At 71.7% G+C, this 25,720-nt stretch carries 9 protein-coding genes; all 9 read right to left on the bottom strand.

Annotation, left to right across the window (positions count from 1 at the left end; genetic code table 11):
* Position 1 precedes the first annotated feature (1 nt).
* The 9 genes from IEZ09_RS09700 to IEZ09_RS09740 are packed head-to-tail and all read right to left on the bottom strand — an operon-like array spanning position 2 to position 25,711.
* Entirely contained in the window at positions 2 to 199 is a 198-nt protein-coding gene (locus IEZ09_RS09700; protein ID WP_189253291.1) for an MbtH family protein, read from the bottom strand.
* A complete protein-coding gene (locus IEZ09_RS09705; RefSeq protein ID WP_189253292.1) occupies positions 192 to 590 on the bottom strand; it encodes a hypothetical protein in 399 nt (132 codons plus the stop codon). The genes IEZ09_RS09700 and IEZ09_RS09705 overlap by 8 nt, the downstream gene beginning before the upstream one ends.
* Positions 587 to 3,175: a penicillin acylase family protein gene (locus IEZ09_RS09710; RefSeq protein WP_189253293.1), complete on the bottom strand. Its 2,589-nt coding sequence runs from the start codon at positions 3,173 to 3,175 to the stop codon at positions 587 to 589. Before IEZ09_RS09710 ends, IEZ09_RS09705 begins: the two co-directional genes overlap by 4 nt.
* Positions 3,172 to 4,761, bottom strand: a complete 1,590-nt coding sequence (locus IEZ09_RS09715) for a condensation domain-containing protein (protein WP_189253294.1) — start codon at positions 4,759 to 4,761, stop codon at positions 3,172 to 3,174. The genes IEZ09_RS09710 and IEZ09_RS09715 overlap by 4 nt, the downstream gene beginning before the upstream one ends.
* Positions 4,758 to 13,430 (bottom strand): non-ribosomal peptide synthetase, encoded by an 8,673-nt coding sequence (locus IEZ09_RS09720; protein ID WP_189253295.1) that lies wholly within the window; start codon positions 13,428 to 13,430, stop codon positions 4,758 to 4,760. The genes IEZ09_RS09715 and IEZ09_RS09720 overlap by 4 nt, the downstream gene beginning before the upstream one ends.
* Positions 13,427 to 18,403: a non-ribosomal peptide synthetase gene (locus tag IEZ09_RS09725; protein ID WP_189253296.1), complete on the bottom strand. Its 4,977-nt coding sequence runs from the start codon at positions 18,401 to 18,403 to the stop codon at positions 13,427 to 13,429. Before IEZ09_RS09725 ends, IEZ09_RS09720 begins: the two co-directional genes overlap by 4 nt.
* Positions 18,400 to 19,389: a 3-methyl-L-tyrosine peroxygenase-related protein gene (locus tag IEZ09_RS09730; RefSeq protein WP_189253297.1), complete on the bottom strand. Its 990-nt coding sequence runs from the start codon at positions 19,387 to 19,389 to the stop codon at positions 18,400 to 18,402. Before IEZ09_RS09730 ends, IEZ09_RS09725 begins: the two co-directional genes overlap by 4 nt.
* Complete coding sequence (locus IEZ09_RS09735; RefSeq protein ID WP_189253298.1) at positions 19,386 to 22,379, bottom strand: non-ribosomal peptide synthetase; 2,994 nt, start codon at positions 22,377 to 22,379, stop codon at positions 19,386 to 19,388. The genes IEZ09_RS09730 and IEZ09_RS09735 overlap by 4 nt, the downstream gene beginning before the upstream one ends.
* Positions 22,376 to 25,711, bottom strand: coding sequence for an amino acid adenylation domain-containing protein (locus IEZ09_RS09740; RefSeq protein WP_189253299.1), 3,336 nt, complete (start codon positions 25,709 to 25,711; stop codon positions 22,376 to 22,378). The genes IEZ09_RS09735 and IEZ09_RS09740 overlap by 4 nt, the downstream gene beginning before the upstream one ends.
* Between the last annotated feature and the right edge of the window lie 9 nt (positions 25,712 to 25,720).

The following is a 25,720-nucleotide window of genomic DNA, read 5'->3' on the forward strand; positions in this document are numbered from 1 at the left end:
GTCACAGCCCCGCTTCCGCCATGTGCCTGCGCAGGCTCAGCGGCCGCATGTCGGTCCACACCTCGTCGATGTGGGCGAGGCAGGTCTGCTTGTCGCCGCTCACGCCGGCCTCGCGCCAGCCCTGCGGCACCTCGCGGCCCACCGGCCAGATCGAGTACTGCTCCTCGTCGTTGATCACGACCGTGTACTGCTCAGACATGCTGTGCCTCCAAGGTTTCTTCCTGCTCGGCAACGACTTCCGGTTCCGTGCGGCGCAGTCTCCTCGCCGCGCCACCGATCCAGCTCCCGGCGAGCGCCAGCAGCAGCGCGTACACCAGGGACACCACGATCACGACCCAGCCGAGACCGCGGTTGTTCAACGCCATGGCGGCCACGAGATCCGCGACCGCGCCCAGCTGCGAACCCGCCTGCGCCGCCATCGACGCGCCCCAGGCGACCACCGTGCCCGCGAGCACCGCGAGCAGCACCCTCGTGCCCGCGAAGCGGAACACGGTCAGCGCGGCCACGAGGATCGTCACCCACCACCAGCCCACCAGCAGTGCCGCGGCGTCCAGCGCCGCGACCGCTGCGATGATCAGCACGACCCTCATGGCCGCAACCTCCATTCCGAGGTCCCCTTGACCGCGTCACCTTCCAGCACGGGCCAGAACTGCCCCTTCATCCACACCGGGACCCCGTTGGCGTACCAGGGGGACATCGGGTTCTCGCTCTGTCCCGCCGGGAAGATCGAGTTGGCCTCGCCGGTGCCCCAGTCGACGTTCAGCCGCCACGTCGGACCGGCGGTGGACAGGTTGGACAGCGGGTTGCCCGCGTCGTCGTCCCGCGTGCCGACCGAGGTGTTGATCGTGCGCGGGTTGCCGCCCCACGGCATCGGGCCGACGTCGAGCGCCGAGATGCCCAGCAGCGACGGGAAGAGCACCCGCTGGTACCTGTCGTACCGCCAGCCGTTGAGGTCCGCGCCGAACTTCTCGACGGTCCGCTTGACCGACTGGTGGAACGCCTCGCGCAGCACCTGGGTGGTCGTGCGCTTGGTGCCGTCGGGCAGGCTGAAGTACTTGTTGTCCGGGTCGTGCTGGATCCAGCCGAGCACGGTGCCGCGCAACGTCTCCTGCGCCCACGCTCCGGCGTCCGGTCCCTTGGGCAGCAGGTACTCGCCGGGGTTCTGCTTGACGCCGTAGTGCTTCCACCACGGCTCGAACGTCACCCACGAGACCCGGTTCTTGAACGAGTCGAAGAAGGCGGGCGCCAGCGACTCGGGTCCCGCGGTGAAGTCCCAGCCCCGCAACATGTCCACGACCTGCTGCTCGGAGCCCGACAGCTGCTCGCCGTTCAAAGCCTCCAGCAGCAGCGGGACGAGCTGGCGGGCGTTGTTGTCGTGCCAGTCGCTCTGCATCGCCGCCGTCTCGGCGAACGACAGCTTGCCCGCGGAGGTGATCCGGTCGACGATCTCGCCGTCGCGCCAGCCGTGCAGCACCCAGTTGTACGACGTCGAGTACTGGTACGGGTAGTCGCCGGTGACCTCGCGCTGGTTCGCCGAGACGATGTAGCCCTCCGGCGGGTTGACCGACGACGGCAGCGCCTCGAACGGGATCGAGCCGGTGATCTCCGCCGTGCCGTCACCGGGCAGCGGCAGCGTCGGCGGATGCCCGTCGACCTGGGGCGCGACGCCCGCGTTGAACATCGCGATGTCGCCGTGCCGGTCGGCGTAGGAGAAGTTCAGCGCCGGGGTGACCCAGTTGCTGAGGCTGTCGCGGAACTCCTGGATGTTCCTGGCGCGCAACATCTTCAGCATGCTGTGCAGGTTGTCGTTGGGCAGCGTGCCCGCCCACCACACGGCCGCGGTGAGACCTTCGACCTCCATCACCGGGCCGTGCGAGGTGAGTTTGATCGTGTGGTCCACATCGGACTGGCCGCGCACGGCGATCTTCTCGCGCAGCAGCGTCATCGGCTGCCACGATCCCTTCGAGAAGAACTCGTCCGGCCGTCCCTGCTCGGTCTTCTCCAGGTAGTACAGCGTGGTCGGGCGCTGCGAGGCGGTGAGGCCCCAGCTGAAGTCGTCGGTCTTGCCCAGCAGCGGCACCGGCAGGCCGGGCGTGGTGACGCCGCTGAAGTGGTAGCCGGGGCTGCGTCCTTCGAGCTGGTACCAGATCGACGGCAGGCTGTGCGGCAGGTGCGGGTCGGCCGAGAGGATCGGCTTGCCGGACTCGGTGCGGCTGCCGGAGACGACCCAGCTGTTGCTGTGGCCCATGGTGCCCATGCCGCTGTTCGGCAGTTCGCCCAGCCGTTCCAGCAGCGGTGCGAGCTCCGAGCCCGCGCCGAGAGCGAGCGGCCCGTCCGGCTTGGTCTGGCCGGCCGCGCTCGCCTTCGTGGTGCCGTTGCCCGGATCCGGGAACGACCGTTGCGGCAACGGCGTCAGCGGGAGCTTCTTGAACGGCCCCTTGTCGTACGGGTGCTGCTTGTTCTCCGGCACGTCCGGGAACCACGCCTTGAAGGCCTCCGTCCCCATCGCCTTCTCGGCGTAGGAGAACAACGGCGCCTGCGAGTCGAAGCTGATCTTCTGGCCCACGAGTCGTTGCACGGCAAGGCTGTCCACGGGTGACCAGTCGGCCGGTTCGTAGCCGAGCACCGCGAACTGGGTGGGCATCCGGTTGCCCGACCGCAGCTCGCGCAGCGCCGCGTTGACGCCGTCGCTGTAGGACTGCAGGGTCGCCTTCGCCGGGTTGTCGTCCCCCAGCGCCGCCCAGTCGCGTTCGGCGGCCCTGCGCAGGCCGAGGTCGCGCTGGAACCTGTCGACCTCCAGCGTCGCCGCGCCGATCACCTCCGACAGCGTGCCGTTGGCCTGCCTGCGCGTGAGGTCCATCTGCACCAGCCGGAAGCGGGCGTGCAGGTAGCCGATCACGCGGAACAGGTCCTGGTCGTCGCCGGTCCTGACGTGGGCGATGCCGTTGTCCTCGAACGACACCGTCGCCGGGTTCTTCAGGCCTGGCAACGCCATCTCGCCGGACCGGGCGGTGCCCGCGTCGGCGGACAGGCGCCACACGCCGGTGCCGGGGTTGAGCGCGGTGCCGAGTGCCGGCAGCGCGCCGAGGCCGGTGGCCGACGGCACGAGCACGAGCGACGCGAGCACCAGGCCGCCCAGCACGTCCAGCAGCCGCCGGAAGGAGACACGTTTCATCGGTTCCGCTCGCTTTCGTGGTCGCTCTCGTGCATCCGTGCCGCGAACGCCGCCGCGGTCGCCTCGCCGAAGAGGTCGGCGGGACCGAGGCGGTGCCCGGTGTCCTGCTGGATCCGGACGAGCGCGGTCATCGCGGCGAGCGACGATCCGCCGTGGTCGAAGAAGTCGTCGGTCACGCCGAGCCGCTCGTCCCCCAGGGCGGCGCGAAGGTGGCCGAGCACCAGCGCTTCCAGCTCGTCGCGCGGCTCGACTCCCGCCGGCCGGTGCGTTTTCGGTGCGGTGATCCGCTCGACCTGGGGTGCGGGCCGTGGTGGTTCGTCACCGAACAGCGGCCGGGTGTCGTCGGTCAGCCAGTCGAGCACCACGACGACCCGGTCCAGCAAGCCGGTCATCTGCGGCTCGTCGAAGACGTCCCGGTTGAACTCCAGGTCCAGCAGCAGCCCACCGGACCGCTGGTGCACGTCGAGGGTGAGGTCGTACTTCGACACCCCCGGCTCCGGCTGCTCACCGGTCACCTCGACACCGGGCCAGCTCACGTCGTGCCGTGGTGTGTCCTGGCCGTTGCACATCACCTGGAACAGCGGTGCGCGGGCAGGGTCGCGCGGCGGTCGGAGGTGGTCGACGATCCGCTCGAACGGCACGTCCTGGTGGGCGTAGGCGTCCAGGCAGACCCGGCGCGCGGCGGCGAGCAGCTCCTCGGCCGAGGTCTTCGCCGTGGACAGCCGCAACGGGACCACGTCGATGAAGCAGCCGACGAGCCCGACCACCTCCGGCCGTTCCCGTCCGGCGATCGCCGTGCCGATGACGACCTCGTCCTGGCCGGACAACCGGGTCAGGACGGTCGCGTAGGCGACGAGCACGACCATGAACACGCTGGCGCCGTGCCGGTGCGCCAGCTCTGCCACCCGCCGGGTCAGCGGTTCCGGCACGGCCAGCTGGACGCGGTCGCCCGCCAGGGTCGGCGTGGCGGGACGCGGCCGGACGGTCGGCAGCTCCAGCGTGGCGGGTGCGCCGACGAGCACGTTCGCCCAGTGCGCGAGGCCGGCGGCCAGCACGTCGCCGGACATCCGGTCCCGTTGCCACAGCGCGTAGTCCCCGTACTGGACGGGCAACTCCGGCAGCTCCGGCTCACGGCCGTCGTGCAGCGCCGTGTAGGCGATCGACAGTTCGCGGCCCAGCACGCCCAACGACCAGCCGTCGCACGCGATGTGGTGCACGACCATCAGCAGGACGTGCTCGTCCGGGGCGATCCTGACCAGCACCACCCGCAGTGGCGGCGCCGACCACAGGTCGAACGGCTCCGCCAGCGTCTCGGCCCTGATCCGGTCGAGATCACCTTCGACGATCGTGAGCGGTACCGCCCACTCCTCGGCGACGACCTGCACCTGGGCGTCGGGCTGGTAGCGGGTGCGCAGCACCTCGTGCCGGTCGACGACCAGTTGCAACGCCTCGTGCAGCAGGTCCACCCGCAGCTCGCCGGTCAACCGCAGCACGATCGGCAGGTGGTAGGCGCCGCCGGGGCTGAGCTGCTCCAGGTACCAGAACCTGTGCTGCTGGAACGACAGCGGGAACGTGTACTCGGTCATGGCGCCACCCGCCGGCGTGCGGCGCGGTCGACCGCGATGATCGGGGCGGTCCGCGTGCCCCGGCCGAGCGCGGCCACCACTCCCGCCACGGTCGGCGCGAGGAACACGTCCTTCACCGAGACGTCCGTTCCGGTGCGTTCCCGCACGCCCACCGCGATCCGCGGTATCTGCAGGGAATGCCCGCCGAGTTCGAAGAAGTCGTCGTGCAGTCCGATGTCCCCGATGCCGAGCACCTCGCACACCACCGCGGCGACCGCCCTCTCCTGGTCCGTGACCGGTGGTTCCTGCACGCCCGCGGCCGTCACGCCGGGCCGAGGCAGGTTCACGCGGTCGAGCTTTCCGTTGGTGGCACGGGGAATCCGGTCCATCGGCACGAACAGCGACGGCACCATGTGCCCAGGCAGCAGCTCACGCAGGTGGTCCCGCAACGGCTCCACGTCGTCGGTGACCACGTAGGCCACCAGCCGGGTCTGGCCAGGGCCCGGTGTGTCGGCCAGGACCACGGCCTCGCGCACGGACGGATGCCTTCTGAGGGCCTCCTCGACCTCGCCCGGTTCCACCCGGAACCCGCGCACCTGCACCTGGTGGTCCTTGCGGCCGAAGAACTCCAGCTCGCCGTCGTCGGTCCACCGCACGAGGTCACCGGTCCGGTACATCCGGCTGCCGGGCGGGCCGAACGGGTTGGGCACGAAGGCCGCCGCCGTCACACCCGGCCTGTTCAGGTAGCCGCGGGCCAGGCCTCGGCCGGCGATGCACAGCTCGCCGATCACGCCGGGTGGCACCAGGTCGAGGCCGTCGAGCACGTACACGGTGGTGTCCGGGTCCGGCACGCCGATCGGCACCGCCGTGATCGGCCCGTCGGTGGCGCGCCACAACGTCGAGTTGACCGTGGCTTCCGTTGGGCCGTAGGCGTTGAACAGCGTCCGGCCCGGCCCGTGCCGGCCGACGACCTCGGCCGGCACCGTTTCCGAGCCGGTCAGCACCGTGCCGTTCGCGGGCAGTTCGCAGTCCTCCGGCAGCACCGCGAGCAGCGAGGGCGGCAACGCCATGTGCGTGATCTCGTTGCGCGCCAGGAAGTCCGTCAGCGCCCGGTCGGGCAGGCGGACCTCGCTCGGCGCGACCACCAGCGTGCCGCCGACCAGCAACGACATGCACAGCTCCCAGAACGCCACGTCGAAGCTGATCGAGGCGAACCCCACCACACGGCTGTCCTCGGTCACGCCGCAGCGTTCGGTCGCGGTCGCGATCAGCCCTGGTACGCCCGCGTGCGTGACCGCAACACCCTTCGGCGTGCCCGTGGAACCGGACGTGTAGATCACGTACGCCAGACAGGTGGGCAGCGCGTTCCGTTCGGGCGCGTGGTCCGGGTAGCCGGTGGTGTCGAGGTCGTCCGGTCCGATGACGAACACCGGCTTCGCGTCGGCTCTCATGAGCTCCACGCGGTGCGCCGGGTAGGCGGGGTCCAGCGGCAGGTAACCGGCGCCGGACTTCAGCACGGCGACCATCGCGACGATCATCTCCAGCGATCGCGGCAGCATGATCCCGACCAGCCGGTCCGGCGCCGCGCCGTGCTCGATCAGCTTGTGCGCCAACCGGTTCGCGGCCTCGTCGAGCCGGCGGTAGGTCAGTGCGGTGCCGCCGAACACGACCGCCGGGTGGTCCGGGCGGACCTTCGCGCGTGCCTCGAACAGGTCGGCGAAGCAGGCGTCCGGCATCGCGCAGGCCGTGTCGTTCCAGCCGGTCAGCAGCCTGGTCCGCTCGTCGTTCGCCAGCACCTCGATGCCGCTGATCGGGCGGTCCGGATCGGCGGCGACCTGGCGCAGCACCTCGTGCAGGCGTGCGCCGAGGCCCTCGACGGTGGTCCTGCCGAACCTGTCGGTGGCGTAGATGATCGAGGCCTGGCCCGTGTGATCGAGCGCGAACGCGAGGTCGGCCTTGGCGGACAGCTCCGGCACGGGGTGCGGGCGGGCGGTCAGTCCCGGCAGGGCGGGTGTCGCGACGGGCTTGTCGCGGTAGGCGACGTACACGCCGAACAACGGGTGTGAGCCGGGTGCGCGAGCCGGGTTGAGCGCCTCGACCAGCCGGTCGAACGGCAGGTCGGCGTGCTCGAAGGCTTCGAGGTCCGCGTCCCGCACCCGTGCCAGCAGTGCGGCGAAGCCCGGATCACCGGAGACGTCGGTGCGCAGCACCACCGCGTTGAGGAAGAGGCCGACCAGGTCGTCCAGCTCGGAGTGGCCGCGGGTGTCCGCCGGGGTGCCGAGCGGGATGTCCGCGCCCGCGCCCATCCGGTGCAGCAGCACCGCGACGGCGGCCTGCCAGACCATGAACGGCGTCGCGTTGTGCCGTGCCGCGAGGTCCAGCAGTGCCTGGCGCAGGTCGTCACCGAGTCCGAAGTGGACGGTGTCACCGCGGTGGGTGGGGTGGGCCGGCCCGCGTCGTTCACCGGGCAGGCTCAGCCGTGCGGGCAGGTCCGCGAGGCGGTCGCGCCAGAACGGCAGCGAGTCGTCGTGCTGACGCCGTTGCCAGGCCGCGTAGTCGGCGTACTGCACGCGCAACGGTGCCCAGCCAGGGGCGTTTCCGGCGGTGCGGGCCGTGTACGCGGTGGTGAGATCGATGAGCAGCGGCCGCATCGACGACTCGTCGCCCGCGATGTGGTGCAGCACGATCAGCAGCACGTGGTCCTGCTCGCCGAGCTCGAACAGCCAGGCGCGCAGAGGTGCGGCGGTGGTCAGGTCGAACGCGTGCGCCGCGGCGGTGACGACCTGGGCGTCCAGTTCGGCCTCGGTGGTGCGGTGGACTGTCAGGACGTCCGCGGGTTCCCGCACGACCGGCCGTGGCACGCCGCCACGTTCGGAGAACACCGTGCGCAGCACGTCGTGCCGTGCCTGGAGGTCGATCAGAGCTTCGGACAACGCCGGTACGTCGAGCACACCGGTCAGCCGCAGCGCGAAAGGCATGTTGTAGACGGGGTTCGGGCCGTCGAGGCGGTGCAGGAACCAGAGCCGCTCCTGCGCCGATGACAACTCGTCTCTCGTCGACGGTTCGATCGGTGACCGGACCGTCTCGTCGGCCAGCCGTGGCGCCAGCTCGGCGATGGTCGGGTGTTCGAACACCTCGCGCAGCGCGATCCGGTGGCCCAGCCTGGTCACCATGCGGGTGGCCAGCATCGAGTGGCCGCCGAGGTCGAAGAACGAGTCGTGGACCGAGATGTCCTGCTCGCTCACGTCCAGCACGTCCGCCCAGATCCGCTGAAGAGTCCGTTCCTCGGGTGTGCGCGGGGCGACGTGGTGCGTGGTGGCCGTCGCCGCGGCCGGATCGGGCAGCGCCGCGCGGTCGACCTTGCCGTTGGGCGTGTGCGGGACGTGCGCCAGCTCCACGAACACCGACGGGACCATGTACTCGGGCAGGGACTCCCGCAGGTGTGCCCGCAGCTCCTCCGCCGGGGCCGGGCCCACGACGTAGGCGACGAGCCGTTCGTCGCGCGCGACCACGACCGCCTCGGTCACGCCGGGGTGGTCGGCCAGCCGTGCCTCGACCTCGCCGGGCTCGATCCGGTGCCCGCGGATCTTCACCTGGGCGTCGCGCCTGCCCTCGAACCGCAGCACGCCGTCCTGGGTGAACCTGGCGAGGTCGCCCGTGCGGTACATCCGCCGGCCCGCGGCCCAGGGCGACGGGACGAACCGTTCGGCGGTCAGGCCGGGACGACCGTGGTAGCCGTGCGCGACACCGGCACCGCCCAGGCACACCTCGCCGAGCACGCCCACCGGAACCGGCCGCAACGCGTCGTCGAGGATCATCACGTCGGTGTTGGCGATCGGCCGGCCGAGCCCGATCGCGTCCGGGTCCGTGACGCTGTCCACTGTGGACCAGATCGTCGTCTCGGTGGGCCCGTACTGGTTGCCCACCACCAGACCGGCCTGAAGGAGCGCCGCGGCCACGTCGGCAGGAAGCGCCTCGCCACCGCACCACGCCCGGAGACCGGTGGGCAGGTGTGCGCCGGAGTCGATGAGCATCCGCCAGGTGGACGGCGTGGCCTGCACGACGGTGGCCTTCGTGCGGGCGATGAGGTCCGCCAGCAGCACCGGGTCGGTCGCCTGGTCCGCCGACGCCACCACCAGCCGGGAGCCGGTGAGCAGCGGGCCGAACAGCTCCAGCACCGAGATGTCGAACGACAGCGTCGTCACCGCGACCACGGTGTCCTCGGGTGTGAGTCCCCAGGCCTCGGTCATGGAGCCGAGCAGGTTGAGCACCGCGCCGTGCGGCACGAGCACGCCCTTGGGCCGCCCGGTCGAGCCGGACGTGTACATCACGTACGCGCGGTCGTCGCCGGTGACCTCCGGCAGCGGATGTTGTTCCCCGGTCAGGTCGTCGGTCGTGTGGATGACGAGCTTCGCGTGGGAGTCGGCCACCATCGCGCGCAACCGCTGTTCGGGGAACGCGGGATCGAGCGGCAGATAGGCCGCGCCGGCCAGCCAGACGCCCAGCAACGCCTCCACCACGTGCGCGGACCGGGGCAGCAACACCCCGACGACGTCACCCCTGCGCACACCCTTGTGCGCGAGCGAGGTGGCGATCTCGGTGGCACGCCGCAGAACCTGGCTCGCGGTCAGCTCGACGTCGTCGTCCGCCACGACCGCCCGCGCGTGCACGGCCCCCGCCGTCGTGCCGGGCGGAACGGGCACGGTGACGCCCTGGCCGAGGCTGCGCAGCCAGCGCCGCTCACCGTCGGACATGACGTCCACTTCGGACACCGGCGTGTCGTCGGAGGTGTCGGCGAGCCGCTCGAGCACGGTGCCGAGGCGTTCGACGAGCCGTTCGACCCCGCACTCGGAGAACACGTCGAGGTTGAACTCGACGTGACCGCCGATCTCGTGGGGCTGGTCACGCAGCCAGAACGTGAGGTCGTGCTGCGCGGTGCCGTTGTCGACCCGGATCGGCGTGGCGGCCACACCGGGAAACGCGGGCGTCGGCACCGGTCCGCTCTCCAGCGCCAGCATCACCTGGAACACCGGCGTTCTGGACAGGTCGCGTTCCGGCTTCAGGTGCTCGACGAGCCGTTCGAACGGCAGGCCCTGGTGCGCGTAGGCGTCCAGGCAGGTGTCCCGCACCCTGCGCAGCACCTCGCCGACCGACGGATCCCCGGTCAGGTCCAGCCGCAGCGGTGCCACGTCGATGAAGCAGCCGATCAGGTGCTCGACCTCCGGCCGCTCCCGCCCGGCGATCGGCGTGCCGATGACCAGGTCGTCCTGCCCGGCACACCGGCGCAGCACGATCGCGAGCCCAGCCAGCAGCACCATGAACGGCGTGACGTCGTGCGCGGCCGCGACCTTGCGCACGGCGGCGGTGCCACCGGCCTCCAGCCCGATCGGCACCGTGCCGCCCCGCCCGCGGAACACGGCGGGACGCGGCTTGTCGGTGGGCAGGTCGAGGACGAGCGGCGCTCCGGCGAGCCGGTGCCCCCAGTGGCGGAGCAGGTCGTCGTGCGGCAGCTCGCGTTGCCACCGGGCGAAGTCGCCGTACGCGATGGGCAACTCGGGCAGGCCGGGCGTGCGGTTCTCCCTGATCGCGCCGTACGCGGCGGACAACTCGCCGGCCAGCACACCGACCGACCAGCCGTCGCAGGCGATGTGGTGCACCGTGAGCAACAGGATGTGCTCGGCGTCCGCCAGCCGCACGACGAGCGCGCGCAACGGATGCTCGGTGGTGAGGTCGAACGGCGTGCGCGCCGCCTCCTCCAACAGTCCCAGCGCACCTTCGGGATCGGAGTCCACAACGGACAGTGCCGGAACGACCTTCTCCGACACGCGCAGGATTCCGTCGCCGACGAGCGACCGCAACGGCTCGTGCCGCTCGACCACGACCGCGAGCGCCTGGCGCAGTGCCGCGAGGTCGAGGTCACCTTCCAGCCGCACCGCCAGTGGAATGGTGAAGCGCGGCGAGCCGGGGTCGTACTGCTGCGTGAACCACAGGCGCTCCTGGGCGAACGACAGCGGCGACTCCGCGCTTTCCGCGCGCCGCAACGGCCCGCGGTCCTGCTGCTGCTCGATGGCCCGCGCGGTGCCCGCGACCGTCGGATGCCCGAACACCGCCGCCACACCGACATCGCGGTCCAGCTCCCGCGACAGGCGGGCAGCCAGCCTGGTGGCCAGCAGCGAGTGGCCGCCGAGCGCGAAGAAGTCGTCGGTCCTGGCAATGCTGCCCTGGTCGACCCCCAGCACGTCCGCCCAGCACCGGGCCACCAGCTCCTCCAGCGCACCGGCGGGCGGCTCGCGGTCGGGCGGCGGGGTGAGGCGGCCGGTGTCCGGCTGACCGTCCGGCGTGCGCGGGATGGTGTCGAGGGTGACGAACGCGGTCGGCGCGTGTCCGCCGAGGCGTGCTCGCAGGTCGTCGTGATCAGCGGTGCCCACGAGGTAGGCGACAGTGGCGTCGTCGCGGTGGACGATCGCCGCGTCGGCGATGCCGGGCTGGGCGCGCAACCAGCGTTCCAGCGACACGAGCTCGATGCCGTCGGCGCGGGCGACGGCTTGCAGGCCGGTGCGCAGCAGACGGGTGTGGTCGCCGGGCACGAGTCGTTCGGCGGTGAGGCGCGGGAGGTCGGCGAAACCGATGCCGTCCAGGGCCACGCACAGCTCGCCCGGCCAGCCCGGTGGCTGTGGGCGGAACCGGGGGTCGAGGACGACGGTGTCGCCGTCGTGCCACCACGACCGGTCGCCGGGCTGGGTTTCCTCGTCGGTCGCCACAGCGTCACCGTCGTGCCGCACCGGCCTGGTCTCGTCACCAGCCACCACAGCGTCACCGTCATGCCGCACCGACCGCTGACCAGGCCGGGTCCCATCGCCCAGCACCACGGCATCACCAACGTGCCGCACCGACCGGGTCCCCTCGCCGGTCACCACGGTGTCACCGTCGTGCCGCACCGACCGCTGACCGGACCTCGTTTCCTCGTCCACCACCAGGCCGCGCCACAGCTCGATCACCGCGTCAGCGGACCCAACCGGCGCGGACCCTCCGGCGGGCGCACTCCCCGCGAGCCGCGCGAGATCACCCTGACTCACCACAACGCCGGGCGGCAGCACCGCCGCGGGCAGACCCGGATGCGGCACCGGCAACTCCCCACCGGGGTCCGCCGTGCTGTCCGCGCTGATCCGCGGCACCCCGGAGAACCCGGCCATCGACGCCGCCCCCGCCGTGACCACCAGGCACGGGTCGTGCTCGGCCACCGCGGTCCAGATCCGATCGGCCGGGTCGTCGGGGTTCAGCACGAGGTGATGCCCACCCGCCCGCACGACCGCCAGGCACGCCACCGCGAGATCGGTTCCCGCCGGGGCGAACACCGCGACCGGGCGGCTCGCCAGCGTCACGTCGTCGCAGTGGCTGCGGATCGTGCGCGCCAACCGGTCCGCGCGGCCCGTCAGGTCACCCCGGGGCTGGAGAACCGCAGGCCCACGAGGAGTGAACCGGGCGAGCGAGACGTCCTCCACCGGCCGTGACGGGTCCGCGATCACCGCGCGCATCGCCGTCACGACACCGGCGACGACGTCGGAATCGAGCACGGCGGTGTCGTGGACGCAGGTCAGCCCCTGAGAGTTCACGTCCACGGTGAGCGGGAACTTCGCCGATCCCGCTTCCACCGGCACCGGCGTGGCGCCGGCGCCGGCGAGGCGGTCCACCGGCAGGTCCGGGGTGATCGTCAGCAGGACGTCGAACAGGCGCGGCCGCTGCACCACCGCGGCGTGGCCCACCGCCGAGCGGATCGCCGCCCCGGCGAGGTCCACCAGGTCGTGGAACGTCGTGGCACCGTCCCAGCGCAGCCGCACGGGCAGCGTCATCACCAGGAACCCGACGGTGTGCTGGGTGTCGGGGGTGCCGCGGCCGGCGAACGGCATGCCGATCACCACGTCGGTCCGGCCGGTCAGCCGTCCCCACGCGGCGGCCAGGGCCGCCAGCCACACCGCGTACTCGGTGGTTTCCCGAGCGAGCCCGGACACGTCCGGAGCGTGGTGGTGCGACGTCCGGCAGCCCGGTGAGCCTGCGATCAACGGCAGCGCAGGAGGTGTCCAGTCCTCCAGCAGCGATGTCCAGTAGCCGTCGTCGGAACCGGCCGCGACCTCGCGCAGTGCCAGGTCGACCGGGTGCAACGCCGGCACAGCCGGTGCTCCCGCCAGTTCGCCGAACAGCACCGACACCGCCACACCGTCCGCCACGACGTGGTGCACCACGAGCAGCAGCAGGTGGTCGACAGGGCTCAGCCGCCACAACACGGACCGGAACAACGGACCGGACCGCAGCGAGAACGGCTCCATCGCGAGGGATCGGGCCGAAGCGAGCGCCTCGTCGAACGAAGCAGCGTCCACAACGGACAGAGAGTGCGTCCTCGACGCCACGACCCGTTGCAGCGGCTGGCCGTCGATCGCGACGAACGTCGTGCGCAACGATTCGTGCCGATCCACCAGGTCCTGCAACCGGCGCTGCAGAAGAGCGACGTCGAGCTCGCCGCGCAGCCTCAGCAACGCGGGCATGTGGTAGGCGCTGTCGCCGGGGTGCACCTGGTCGTGCAGCCACAGGCCGCGCTGGGCCGCCGTCACCGGGAAGAGTCCCTCGCGCTCGCCGGGCGGAGCGCTCATGCGGGCCAGCAGCGCGCGCTGGGCCTCGGTCAACGTCGTGGTCACGGCCGATCACCCTCCAGCTGCTCCAGTGCCTCCACCGGCAGGGCCGCCACGTGGCTCAGCAGCACCTCGCTCAGGTCGATGCCGGTCGGTGCGGCGGCGGTCTGCTGTGCCAGCACGGCGCCGAGCGACGCGACCGTCGGGTGCTCGAGGACGTGCCGCAGCTCCACCGCCAGGTCCAGGCGGGCCGCCACCTCGGCCGAGACCCGTGCCGCGAGCAACGAGTGCCCGCCCAGGTGGAAGAAGTTGTCGGTGCGGCCCACCCGCGGCTGGTCGAGCAGTTCCGCGAAGATCGACGCGAGGACCGACTCGATCTCGCCGGACGGCGGCTCGTACTCGGCGGTCACCGGACTGGGCAGACGAGTCCTGTCGATCTTGCCGTTCACCGTCATCGGCCACTCGGTCAGCAACACCACCTGGTCCGGCACCATCGGTCCCGGCAGCCGGGAACGCAGGTGCTGCTGGAGATCCGCGGCGAGCGACAGGTCGTCGACCTGGGCGTAGCCGATGAGCCTGGTGTCCGGCGCCGCGCCCGAGGCGATGACGAGCGCGGTCCGCACGTCCGGGTGCGCTGCCAGAGCGGCCTCCACCTCCCGCGGCTCGACGCGCATGCCGCGCACCTTCACCTGGGAGTCGGACCGGCCGAGGAACACCAGCTGCCCGTCGGCGCGGTGGTAGGCGCGGTCACCGGTGCGGTAGAGCCGTTGTCCCGCGACGAAGGGCGACGGGACGAACCGCTCGGCGGTCAGGCCGGGGCGGCCGTGGTAACCGCGGGCGACGCCGAGGCCGCCGATGTGGATCTCGCCCACCGCGCCGGGCGGCACGAGGTTGCCCGCCGCGTCGAGCAGGTGGATCGGGCCGTTGGTCACGGAGAACCCGAGCGGGGTGATGCCCTCCTCCGAGCCCTCGGGATCGAGGTGGTGGAACGTGGCCCACACGGTGGTCTCGGTCGGGCCGTATCCGTTGATCACCAACGGCACGGCCGAGGCGATCCGGCGCAGCAACGGTTGCGGGATCGGCTCGACCCCGACCAGCAACGCCCGCAGCGAGACGGGATGAGCGGCCAGCCAGTCGGCCGCGGCGGGCAGGAGGTGCGGCGGCAGGTAGGCGCTCACGATCCGGCGGTCGGCCAGCCAGCGCAGCACGGCCTCGGCGTCGTTGCGGATGCCGGCCGGGCAGACGTGCACGGTCGCGCCCGCCGTCAACGCGGTGAAGACCTCGTGCACCGACACGTCGAAGCCGGGGCTGGTCCACCAGCCGCACGCGTCGCCGGGGCCGAGCGGCACGCGGGCGCGGTAGTCGGCGACCAGGTTGAGCACACCCCTGTGTCCACATGCGACACCCTTGGGGGTGCCGGTCGAGCCGGACGTGTAAATGAGGTGGGCCAACCGGTCCGGGTGCGTGGGACCCGCGGGTGCCTCGGCAGCTGCGGGAACGTCCTCGACGAGCACCACGCGGCCGCGCAACAACGACGCGCGGTCACGGGCCAGATCCGCGTTGGTCACCAGCACAGGCGGGGTGGCATCGGCCAGGATCGCGGCCAGCCGGGGATCCGGGTGGTCGACGTCGAGCGGCAGGTACGGCGAGCCGATGCGCTGGACCGCCAGCATCGCCGCGACCAGGTCGCGTCCCCGAGGCAGCAGCACGGCGATCGGTGCTTCCGCAGGCACCTCGCCCAGTGCGACGGCGAGCGCCGCGGAACGAGCCGCCAGTTCGGCGTAGGTCAGCGAGCCTTCCTCGTCCACGACGGCGATCGCGGACGGATGTGCCGCGCACATCGCGAGCACCGCCTCCGGGATCGACACACCGCTGACCGGTGAGCTGGTGTTGAGCTCCAGCGCGGCCCGCTGTTCGGCGGGGGTGAGCATCGCGACCTCGTGCGGCCGCAGCGAAGGGTTGGTCACCACCGCGTCGAGGACGTTCGCCCAGTGCCCGGCGAACGCGGCCACCTCGGACTCGCGCAGCGCCTCGCTGTCGTAGGTCAGGGAGCACGTCAGCCCGGCCGCCGTCGCGACGATCTCCACGGTCAGCTCGAACGGTGCGGTCCGCTGGGTGACGAACCGGGTTCGCGCCGTCAGCCCGCCGAGATCGCCTTCGTCGGCCAGCAACGACAGAGCGTGCCCGCCGGGGGTCTGCTGTTGCAGCAACAACACGCGGATCAGGTCCGACCCGCGTTCGGCCGGCACAAAGTTCTCCACGATCCGCTGGTACGGGTACTCCTGGTGGGCCTGCACCGCCGCGACGCGGCCGCTGAACGCCGCCAGGTGCGCGGTGAAGTCCGCCTCGGGGTCGATCTCGCACACCAGCGGCAGCGGGTTGACGAAGTAGCCGACCGCGGACACGGACTCCGGGTCGAGCCTGCCGGGCGCGGGAACACCCAGCACGAACCGGTGTTCGGAGGTGTAGCGGTGCAACGTCCACGCGAAGCTGGTGGCCAGCACGGAATACGGCGTCGTATCGGCTCGCGCGGCAAGCGAGCGCACCGCGGCGAGAACCTCAGGGGAGAGCCGCATCCGGTGCCGTCCGGTCGGGGCGGCGACTCGCCGGTGCGGACGGGCCTGCGGCAGCGCGGCGGACGGCGGCAGTTCGGCCAGCTCGGAGCGCCAGAACTCGGCGAGCTCACGCCCGCGGTCACCGCTCAGCAGCGCTTCCTGCCTGGCCGCGCACCGCGCCGGATCGCCTGGTTCCGTCCACTGTGGAGTGGCGCCTGCGGAGAGCGAGCGATAGGCCTCGCCGAACTCCCGCGCCAGCACGTCGAGAGACCACACGTCACAGGCCATGTGGTGCGCGCACAGCACGAGCACGTCGTCGCGCCCGGCCGCACGGATCAGCGCCGCCCGCCACAGCGACCCGCCCGCGGGGTCGATGCCCTCGGCCGCGTGCCGGTCCACCACCGCGTCGAACTCCTCCGGCGCGGTGTCCACCACGCGCAATGTCAGCGGTTTCGGGCACGGCTCGCGGCGCGGGACACCGGCCACGTCCGGGAAGTACGTGCGCAGCGCGGGATGCCGTTCGGCGAGGAAGTCGATCGTGCGGGTGGCGATCTCCGCGTCGATCCCGCCGACGACCTCCAGACCGATGGCGAGCACGTAGTGGTCGGGGTCGCCGGAAAGCCTCGTGGCGAGCCACAGCCCGCGTTCGCCGTCGCTGAGCAGGCTCCCGTCGAACGAACCGGTCTCGACCGGCCGGGCGGCCACGGCGGCCGCCGCCAGCCGCTGCGCGCTCGCCCCGCCGAGCAGGTCCGCGAGTGGCAGCTCCACACCCAGTTCGCGCTGGACCGCCTGCCGCAGCTCGACCGCGCGCAACGAGTCGAGCCCGGCCGCCGTCAACGAGGCGTCGACGGCCACCGACGACGTCTCCAGCACGGCCGCCGCCAGCTCGGCGATCCGGGCCGCACGCGGATCGGCCGCAACCTCCACAGTGGACACGACAGGGACGAGCAACGAAAGCTCTCCGTCCCGGTGCATCCTGGCGCATTCCGCCCGCCGGATCTTGCCGCTCGGCGTCTTGGGGATCGTGCCGCGCGCCACGAGCAGGACGTGCTCGGCCCGCACCCCGAAGGTGGCGATCAACGTCGACTGGACGGCGTCCGCCACCCCGTCGGCGGACCCGACCAGCTCGGCGAGGACAGCGAGTTCACCGTCGGCCTCGAACGCGGCGACGGCACCGGGCCGGATCGCGGCGTGGCACCCGGTGAGCGCGTGCTCGACGTCCTCGGCGAACAGGTTGCGGCCGCGCACGATCACGACGTCCTTGAGCCGTCCGGAGACGTACAGCTCACCGTCGACGAGGCAACCGAGGTCGCCGGTGCGCAGGCCGTCCGGGGTGAACGTCGCGGCGGACAGCGCCTCGTCCCCCCAGTAGCCGCGCGCCACGCTCGGCCCGCGCAGCCAGATCTCGCCGACCTCGCCGTCAGGCAGCAGCTGCCCTTCGGGGGAACGGATTTCCAGCGAGTGACCGGCGATCGGCGTGCCGCACGACACCACGCCGTCCCGCACCCGGTACCCGGTCAGGCGCAGCCCGCCCGTGGCGATCAGGGTGCTCTCGGCCAGGCCGTAGCAGGGATAGAACGCCTCGCGCCGGAACCCGTACGGCTCGAACGCCTCGGCGAACCGCTCCAGCGTCGCCGGCCGGATCGGCTCGGCACCGCAGAACGCGACCTCCCAGCTCGACAGGTCCAGCCCCACGCGCTGCGAAGGCGCGATCTTGCGCACGCACAGGTCGAACGCGAAGTTCGGGCCGCCGCTCGCGGTACCGCCGTGCTCGCTGATCGCGGCCAGCCACTTCCGCGGGTCGGCCAGGAAGTCCAGCGGGGACATCAGGTGGACCGGGAACCCGCCGTGGATCGGCTGCAGGATTCCACCGATCAGCCCCATGTCGTGGTACGGAGGCAGCCAGATCACGCCGACGCTGTTCTCGGTGGTGCCGAACAGGGTCTGGATCGCCCGGGAGTTGTGCAGGAGGTTGTCGTGCGTGACCACCGTGCCCTTGGGCGTGCTGGTGGAGCCCGAGGTGTACTGCAGGAACGCGACTTCGCCGTCAGCCAGGGCGGAGATCTCGTCCTCACCCGGTCCGGCCTCGGCCGACAGCCACCCGACCGGCTCGGCGAACCCCTGACGCGCCAGGCTTTCCCGTGCCGCGTCCGCCAGCGCCGGCAGGGTGAGCACCGCGGCCGGACGGGCGTCGCGCAGCACGGACACCAGGCGCGGGATCTGCCGTTCGTCGAGCGGCGGGTAGGTCGGCACCGCGATCACCCCGGCGTACAGGCAGCCGAAGAACGCCGCCACGTACTCCAGGCCGGGCGGCAGCAGCAGCACCGCCCGGTCACCTGGCCGTGCGACCTCGGCCAGCCGCGCGGCGACGACCGCCGCCCGTTGGTGCAGCCCGCCGTAGTCGAGCGCGACGTCGTTGAACGTCAGGGCCTTCCGCGCGGGTGTGGCCTGCGCGCGCTCCCACAGCACGTGTGCGAAGTTCATGGACGCCCCACGATCTTGGTTCGGGCCAGCTTCAGCGCGTGCAGGACCTCCACGGCGGGCAGTGCGCCGGTGCGCAGGCTCGCGCCGGTGTCACCGCCGAAGCGGGCGCAGACGTACTTGTGCGACTCGTAGACCGCGCCCAGCGCACGGACGAACGCGGCGTGGTCGGCGACCAGGTCGGCGGGCAGGGCCCGCAGCGTCGGCCGCACCTCGGCGAACAGCCGCACGAGGTAGTGGTGGTCCGGCGAGAGCAGGCCGCTGAACCCGGCCGAGACGAACGGCGGTTCCATCGTCGGGCGAACCGTGTGGTGGTACTGGTTCGCGCCGAACTCGGCGGTGAACACGAACGCGGCGCTGGAGGCGTCGAGCAGTCTCGTCGCGAGCCGCAGCCCTCGCCTGGCGCCCGCGAGGTCGTCGTCCTCGCGCAGCGCCGTCACGAACGACTGGAGCGCCACGATCAGGCACTGCGTCACCACGAAGAACACGTGGTGGCCGACCCGCCAGCGCCGTTCCGGGTCGAGGTGCCAGCGCAGCAACGGCGGCCGCACCGCGACGGGGAGGTCGGCCGTCTCCCCCGCGCAGCGCACGATCATCGTCTGCAGCATCGACACCAGCGCGGACCACCGCGCCCAGCTCATCCTGGTGCCGCTCGCGAGGCCCTCCTCCAGCAACGACCGGTAGGCCACGAGCAGGGACCTCGCGAACACGCCGTCGGTGTCGACGTCCACCCGCTCCACGCCGAAGTGCTCGTCGAACTCGCGCAGTCGGTGGTCGTAGGTGTACGGCACCCCGGAGTCCACGCGTTCGGCCAGCGCGACCGACCCGCTGCGCGGCGGCAGCGCGCGCAGCCGGTCCAGCAGGTCGGTACCGGACACGCCGGCCGCCAGCCGCCGCGCCAGCCGCAACGGGGCCGGCGCGTCGACCGCGAGGCTCAGCTGCTCCTCGCGGCGCGGCAGGCTGGTGGGGTGCAGCAGGATGAGCGTCATCGAGCGACCTCTGCCTTGTCCCGCAGCCGGGCGCGCTGCTCCTCCGGCGTCGGCAGGAACCCGATGTCGACCATGTAGGAGAAGCACTTGTGCGCCAGCTCCGCCGTCATCAACGGGCACTCGACCCCGATGTCCCGCAACGCGTCCAGCGTGTTCGCGCACTCCGCGTGCAGGTCCGTCACCGCGAGCACCTCACGGGTGAAGGCGGGCAGCACCGACGTCGACCGCTCCTCGAACAGCAGCGGCAGCAACGGGAACAGCGGGTTGTCCGGCCCGAGCGTGACGAGGTGCTGCACCGCGGTCTCCAGCGGCACGATCTCGAAGTCGTAGCCGAACGACCGCACCCAGCCGTAGACCTCGACGAGCGGCACCGGGTTCTGGTTCCACAGGTGGAAGTTGCGACCGAGCGACTTGTCCTGCAACGAGATGTGCGCGATCGCCCCGGCCGCGTAGTCGATCGGGATGGCGTCGAAGAGGTAGTCCATCGACGGCACCACACCGAACTCGAGCAGGCCCTTGATCTGCAGCAACAGGTAGTCGCTGGTCTGCGTGGCACCCGTCTCGGTGTGGCTGATCATCATGCCCGGCCGGTACAGCGCGACCGGGATACCGCGCTCGCGGCCGATCCGCACCAGGTGGTCACCCGCCCACTTGCTGCGCGAGTACGCCTCCGGCGCCTCCGCGGGCACCAGCTCCTCGTCCTCCAGGTACGGCCGGTTCAGTCCGGTGTGGAGGAACGTGTCGATGCTGGAGATGTAGTGCACGGCCTTGCGCCGCCCGGTCACCGCGAGCCGCAGCACGTCGACGACCGAGTCGACGTTCGCGGGCTTCAGCGCGCTGTACGGGTACACGAAGTTGACCAGAGCGCCGACGTGGTAGATCGAGTCGATCATCTCGCCGAGCTTCGCGAACCCCTCCTCCCCCACGCCCAGCAGCGGTTCCGCGAGATCGCCGACGACCGCCACGATCCGGTCCTCGTACCTGTCCTCCCAGATGAGGTACTGGCGCATGACGTCGCGCACGCGGTCCTTGGCGGCGCCGGCCGACCCCGCGCGCACCAGGCACCACACGGTGGCGTCGGTGCGGTCGAGGAGTTCCTTGACCAGGAACGCCCCCAGGTAGCCGGTGGCGCCGGTGAGCAGCACGTGCGACGGGGTGGTCCAGGACGCGTCGGGCAGGTCGGCGGCCGGCCGGATCGACTCGTCCAGCACGGTCTCCGCGAGGATCTCCTCCAGGGTGCCGGTCTGCTCGGCGGCGGCACTGCGCTTGGCGGCCTCGACCATCCTGGTCACGCCCGCCACGTGCGGGACCTCGAACAGCTGGTGCATCGGGATGCTCACGCCGAACCGGCTCCACAGCGCGAGCGCCAGCCTGGCCAGGTGCAGCGAGTTGGCGCCGAGCTCGAAGAACGGTTCCAGCACACCGGCCCGTTCGACGCCCAGGATCTCCCCTACCAGCTCGGCGACCTCGGTCTCCAGCGCGGTCATCTCGCGGCCGTTGCCGGTCGGCCGCGCGGGCTCTGGCAGCTGGGCGCGGTCGAGCTTGCCGGCCACGTTGCGGGGCAACACGTCCAGCACGACCAGCGAGCTGGGCACCATGTGCGCCGGGACGATCTCGGCGAGGTGGGCACGCACGTCGTCCGCGTCCACCTCGCCCGCGACCCACGCCACGAGGTTGCGGCTCTCGCCGATCTGGCGGACGTCCGCGACGGCCTCGGTCACGCCGGGATGCGAGGTGAGCGCGTGCTCGACCTCGGCCAGCTCGATCCGGTACCCGCGCACCTTGACCTGGTGGTCGACCCGGCCGCAGTACTCCAGCTGGCCGTCGGGCAGGCGGCGGGCGCGGTCGCCGGTGCGGTACATCCGGCCGCCGGAGGTCCACGGGTCGGGCAGGAACCGCTCACCGGTGAGCCCCGGCCGGTTGTGGTAGCCGCGCGCCACGTTCACGCCACCGACGAACAGCTCGCCGATCTCGCCGTCGGCGACAGGATTTCCTTCCGAGTCCAGCAGGTGTGCGCCGGAGCCGGGGATCGGCGTTCCGATCGGGACCACGTCGGCCGCCGGGTCCAGCAGCGCCGTGGTCGCCCACACCGTCAGCTCGGTCGGGCCGTAGTTGTTGACCAGCTGGCAGTCCGGCAGCAGCGCGTAGTGCCGATCCACCAACAACTTCGGGCACGCCTCACCGCCGACGATCACGCACCGCAGGCTGCCGAGCGGTCCGGCGTCGTCGGCGTGGATCAGCGAGTACAGCGACGGCGTGCAGTCGAGGTGGGTGACCTGGTGCTTGGCGATCAGGTCGCGCAGCTTGCGCGGGTCGCGGTGCTCCTCCGGCGACGGCAGGACGACCTGCCCGCCCGTCGCGAGGGTCCAGTACAGGCCGACCGCGCTGGCGTCGAACGAGAACGAGATCGGCATCAGGAAGCAGGCCGGCGGCTGCCGGTCGAAGTCGTTGTGCGCCAGCGTGGTGTGCACGATCTGGTGGTGCGCCACCGTGACGCCCTTGGGCTCACCGGTCGAGCCGGACGTGTAGATCACGTACGCCGCGTTGTCCGGCCGCACCCCGGACTCCGGCCGGTCCGCCGGCCGGTCCGCCAGATGCTCGGCGTCGGACAGGACCGTCGTCCACTCGCCCTCCGGTGCGGCTCCGCGCAACGATTCGGGCGTGACCAGCACGGACGCGCCGGAGTCGGTCATCAGGTAGTGGAACCGGCGCGGCGGGTTCGCCGGGTCGATCGGCACGTACACGCCGCCGGCCTTGAGCACCGCGAGCAGCGCCACGACCGTCTCTGTGCAGCGTTCGGCGATGACCGCGACCTTCGTCTCGACGCCGACGCCCGCCTCGCGCAGGGCGTCCGCCAGCCGGTTGGCCCACGCGTCCAGCTCCGCGTAGCTCAGGTCCGCACCGAGGTGGGTGACGGCGCACGCCTGCGGGGTGCGATCGGCCTGCTGCTCGACCAAGCGGTGCAGCAGCCGGGCATCGGTGTCGCTCATAGCGAGATCACTCCAGTCGAATCCGTTCGCCGGGCCGTGTCGCGGAATGCTGGTGCGGCGGCGCACATTCCCCGCACAACCGGTGGGAGGAAACCGGTGCGCACCAGGTGGTCCAGCACTCGCGAGCCGTGCGCCGCGTCCATCGGCGGGCAGGTGAGGCCGTTGCCGGCCAGCGCGGTCTCGGTGTTGGTGCGGTCGACCCGGTACTGCCCACCGGCACGCGGGTCGACGAAGTCCTCCCGCAACAGCAGCGGGACGACCGGGAACAGGGCGTTGTCCGGGCCGACGCCGGCGAGCGCGGCACGCCAGCGGTCGTCGTCCACGACCTCGAACGGGTAGCCGAAGTCGGTGATCCACCGCCAGACGTCCTTCAGCGGCAACGACCGCGGGTTGTTCAGGTGGAAGACGCGGCCGAACGAGGCCTGCTGCCGCGACAGGTGCGCGATCGCCCGGCTGACGTGGTCGACCGGCATGAAGTTCAGCGTGAGGTCGTGGTCGGGCCCGATCCCGAGCTGCACACAGCCCTTCACCAGCACGCACGAGTAGTCGGCCGGGTTCGCCACGCCGGTGGCGCTGTGGCCGAGCATGGCGCCCGGCCGGTAGCGGACGACCGGAAGCCCTCGCGCCCCGGCCGCGGCGACGAGCTGTTCTGCGACCCATTTGCTCTGGTCGTAGCCACCGACGACCTCGGACGGCGGGATCACCGTGTCCTCGCGGACGTCGCGCTCGCTGCCGTGCATCAGTATGTCCAATGTGGACAGGTGGTGCACGGCTTTCGCCTTCACCGTGCACGCGAGGCGCAGGACCTCCTTGGTGCCCAGCACGTTCACCTGACGCAGCGCCGAGTACGGGAAGACGAAGTTGACCTGCGCGCCGCAGTGGTAGATCGCGTCGATCTCGTTCGCGAGCTGGTCGTAACGCTCCTTGCCGAGCCCGAGTCCCGGCTGGTCCAGGCTTCCCGGCACCACGACGATCCGGTCGCGGAACCCCTCGTCCCAGATCTCGTAGTCGCGCAGGCAGCGTTCGAGCCGTTGCCAGGCTGCGGTGCCGTCGTCGGCCCTGACCAGGCAGTGGATGATCGCGTCGTCCTTGTGCAGCAGTTCGGCGAGCAGGAACGCGCCGAGGTAGCCGGTCGCGCCGGTGATCAGGACGTGCCGCGGGTTCAGGAAATCCGCCAGGATCGGGGCAGGCGAGATGTCGTCGTCGAGCACCGCGTCCCGTTCGAGCTCGCTCTTCTCGCCGGGAGCGGGCAACGCGGCCCTGTCCACCTTCCCGTTGCGGGTCAACGGGAGTTCGGGCAGCCCGACGTAGTGCGCGGGCACCATGTACTCGGGCAGCGTGCGTCGCAGGAACCCGGCCAGGTCGTCGGGAGGCGCCGCGCCCGGCGCGTGGTAGGCCACGAGCCTGCGGTCGCCGGGCACGTCCTCGCGGGCCAGCACGGCCACGGCGGTCACGTCGGGGTGGCGCACGAGGGTCATCTCGATCTCGCTGAGCTCGATCCGATGACCGCGCACCTTGACCTGGTCGTCGTTGCGCCCCAGGTACTCCAGCACACCGTCGTCGCGGTAGCGGACGAGATCCCCGGTGCGGTAGAGACGTTCGCCGGGCGTGACCGGGTCCGGCACGAACCGTTCGGCCGTGAGCCCTGGGCGGCCCAGATACCCGCGGGCCACTCCGGCGCCGCCGATGAACAGTTCCCCGACCGCCCCGGCGGGCACCGGACGCAGCTCGTCGTCCAGGACGTGCAGGCGGGTGTTGGCGATCGGCCTGCCGATGGGGACCTGTCCGGGCGGTGCGGCACCGGCGGTCACCTCGTGCACGCAACAGCCGACGACGGTCTCCGTCGGCCCGTACTCGTTGACCACCAGCGTGTCCGGTGCGTGCTCGGTCCACGCCCGCAACGCCTGACCGGACAACGCTTCGCCACCGACGACCAGCCGTCTGGTCGCACTCGCGACCTCGTCCGGTGACAACAGCGCGCCCAGCAGGTCCAGGTGCGCGGGCGTGAGCTTGACCAGGCTCTGCCCGCCCAGCACCCGTGCCAGCCCGGTGACGTCGGCGTCGGTCAGCGTGACCGCGCGTCCTGCCACCAGCGCGGGGAACAGCGAGGTCACGGTGAGGTCGAAGCCGATCGACGAGTGCAGCGGCGACCCTGCGCCCCGGTCGAGCTCGTAGGCCTCCCGCGCCCAGCTGACGTAGTTCGCGAACCCGCCGTGCGTCACACCGACGCCCTTCGGCACTCCGGTCGAGCCCGAAGTGTGCAGGACGTAGGCCAGGTTGTCGGGGTGAACCTCCACCTCCGGTCTGGTGGCGGGAAACCGGTCGAGGGTGGTGGTCAGCAGGGTCTTGCGCGGCAGCACGGGAACGCGGCCCGCGAGCTCGGGTGAGGTGACGAGCTGACGGGCGCCGCCGTCGACGACCAGGAACGCGAGCCGTCCCTGCGGGTTGGCTGGGTCGAGCGGCAGGTACGCGGCACCCGCCTTGAGCACGCCGAGCAACGCGACCGGCAGATCCAGGCCCCGCTCCAGGCAGACCGCCACCCTGTCCTCGGCCCGCACTCCCCTGGCCCGCAACGCGTTCGCCAGCCGGTTGGCCCGTTCGTCCAGCTCGCGGTACGTCAGTTCGTCCCGGTGGAACCGGACGGCGATCACGTCGGGGTGCTCCCGTGCCGCCGCTTCCACCAGTTCGTGCACCGGTGGCGACACGGGCGCCACGGGCCCGGCCGACCACGCGCGGAGCTGGTCGATCTCCTCCGGTGGCAGCAGTTCACCGGTCGTCACGAGCGACCGCAGGCGGGCGAGCCACCGTTCCGCGTCGGAGTGCTCGACGCGGACCTGCCCGCCCCGCACGCGAACGACCGGTTCCTCGGCGGAGACGACCGGGATCGACCGCGTCAGCACGTGCCCGGCGAAGTCCACTGTGGAGGGTGAGTCGTCCTCGACGAGCAGGCCGCCGAGTGCCGCCACGGCCTCTTCGGTGACGCCGTCGAGCTCGATCCACCCGCTGGCCTCGCCCCGGCCGTTCGCGCGCGGAGGCAGGTCGGCGCCGGGCAGCGGATGGCTGTCGAGCAACGGATGGATCACCACACGGAGCACGCCGTCCTCCAGCGAAATCCGGAACAGCGGCGGGTTCGCGGGGTCGAGCGGGGTGTTGTCGTTGATCCGCACGGCGATCCGGCGGGCGACCAGCCGCACCGGCGCGCCGTCCAGTTCGCGGAAGTACGCGCGCAGCTCCACGCGCCGCGCGGCTTCGGCGGTGAGCGCCTGTTCGAGCACGGCCACGTCCGGCTCACCGCTCACCAGGAACTCGTCGACGATCGGGTCGAGTGACATCGGGAGAAC

Source organism: Lentzea flava, from assembly GCF_014648475.1.
Taxonomy (GTDB): Bacteria; Actinomycetota; Actinomycetes; order Mycobacteriales; family Pseudonocardiaceae; genus Lentzea; species Lentzea flava.

Coding starts and splice junctions, on each gene's coding strand:
- IEZ09_RS09700 (WP_189253291.1), bottom strand. CDS start 199: ATGTCTGAGCAGTACACGGTCGTGATCAACGACGAGGAGCAGTACTCG.
- IEZ09_RS09705 (WP_189253292.1), bottom strand. CDS start 590: ATGAGGGTCGTGCTGATCATCGCAGCGGTCGCGGCGCTGGACGCCGCG.
- IEZ09_RS09710 (WP_189253293.1), bottom strand. CDS start 3,175: ATGAAACGTGTCTCCTTCCGGCGGCTGCTGGACGTGCTGGGCGGCCTG.
- IEZ09_RS09715 (WP_189253294.1), bottom strand. CDS start 4,761: ATGACCGAGTACACGTTCCCGCTGTCGTTCCAGCAGCACAGGTTCTGG.
- IEZ09_RS09725 (WP_189253296.1), bottom strand. CDS start 18,403: ATGAACTTCGCACACGTGCTGTGGGAGCGCGCGCAGGCCACACCCGCG.
- IEZ09_RS09730 (WP_189253297.1), bottom strand. CDS start 19,389: ATGACGCTCATCCTGCTGCACCCCACCAGCCTGCCGCGCCGCGAGGAG.
- IEZ09_RS09735 (WP_189253298.1), bottom strand. CDS start 22,379: ATGAGCGACACCGATGCCCGGCTGCTGCACCGCTTGGTCGAGCAGCAG.
- IEZ09_RS09740 (WP_189253299.1), bottom strand. CDS start 25,711: ATGTCACTCGACCCGATCGTCGACGAGTTCCTGGTGAGCGGTGAGCCG.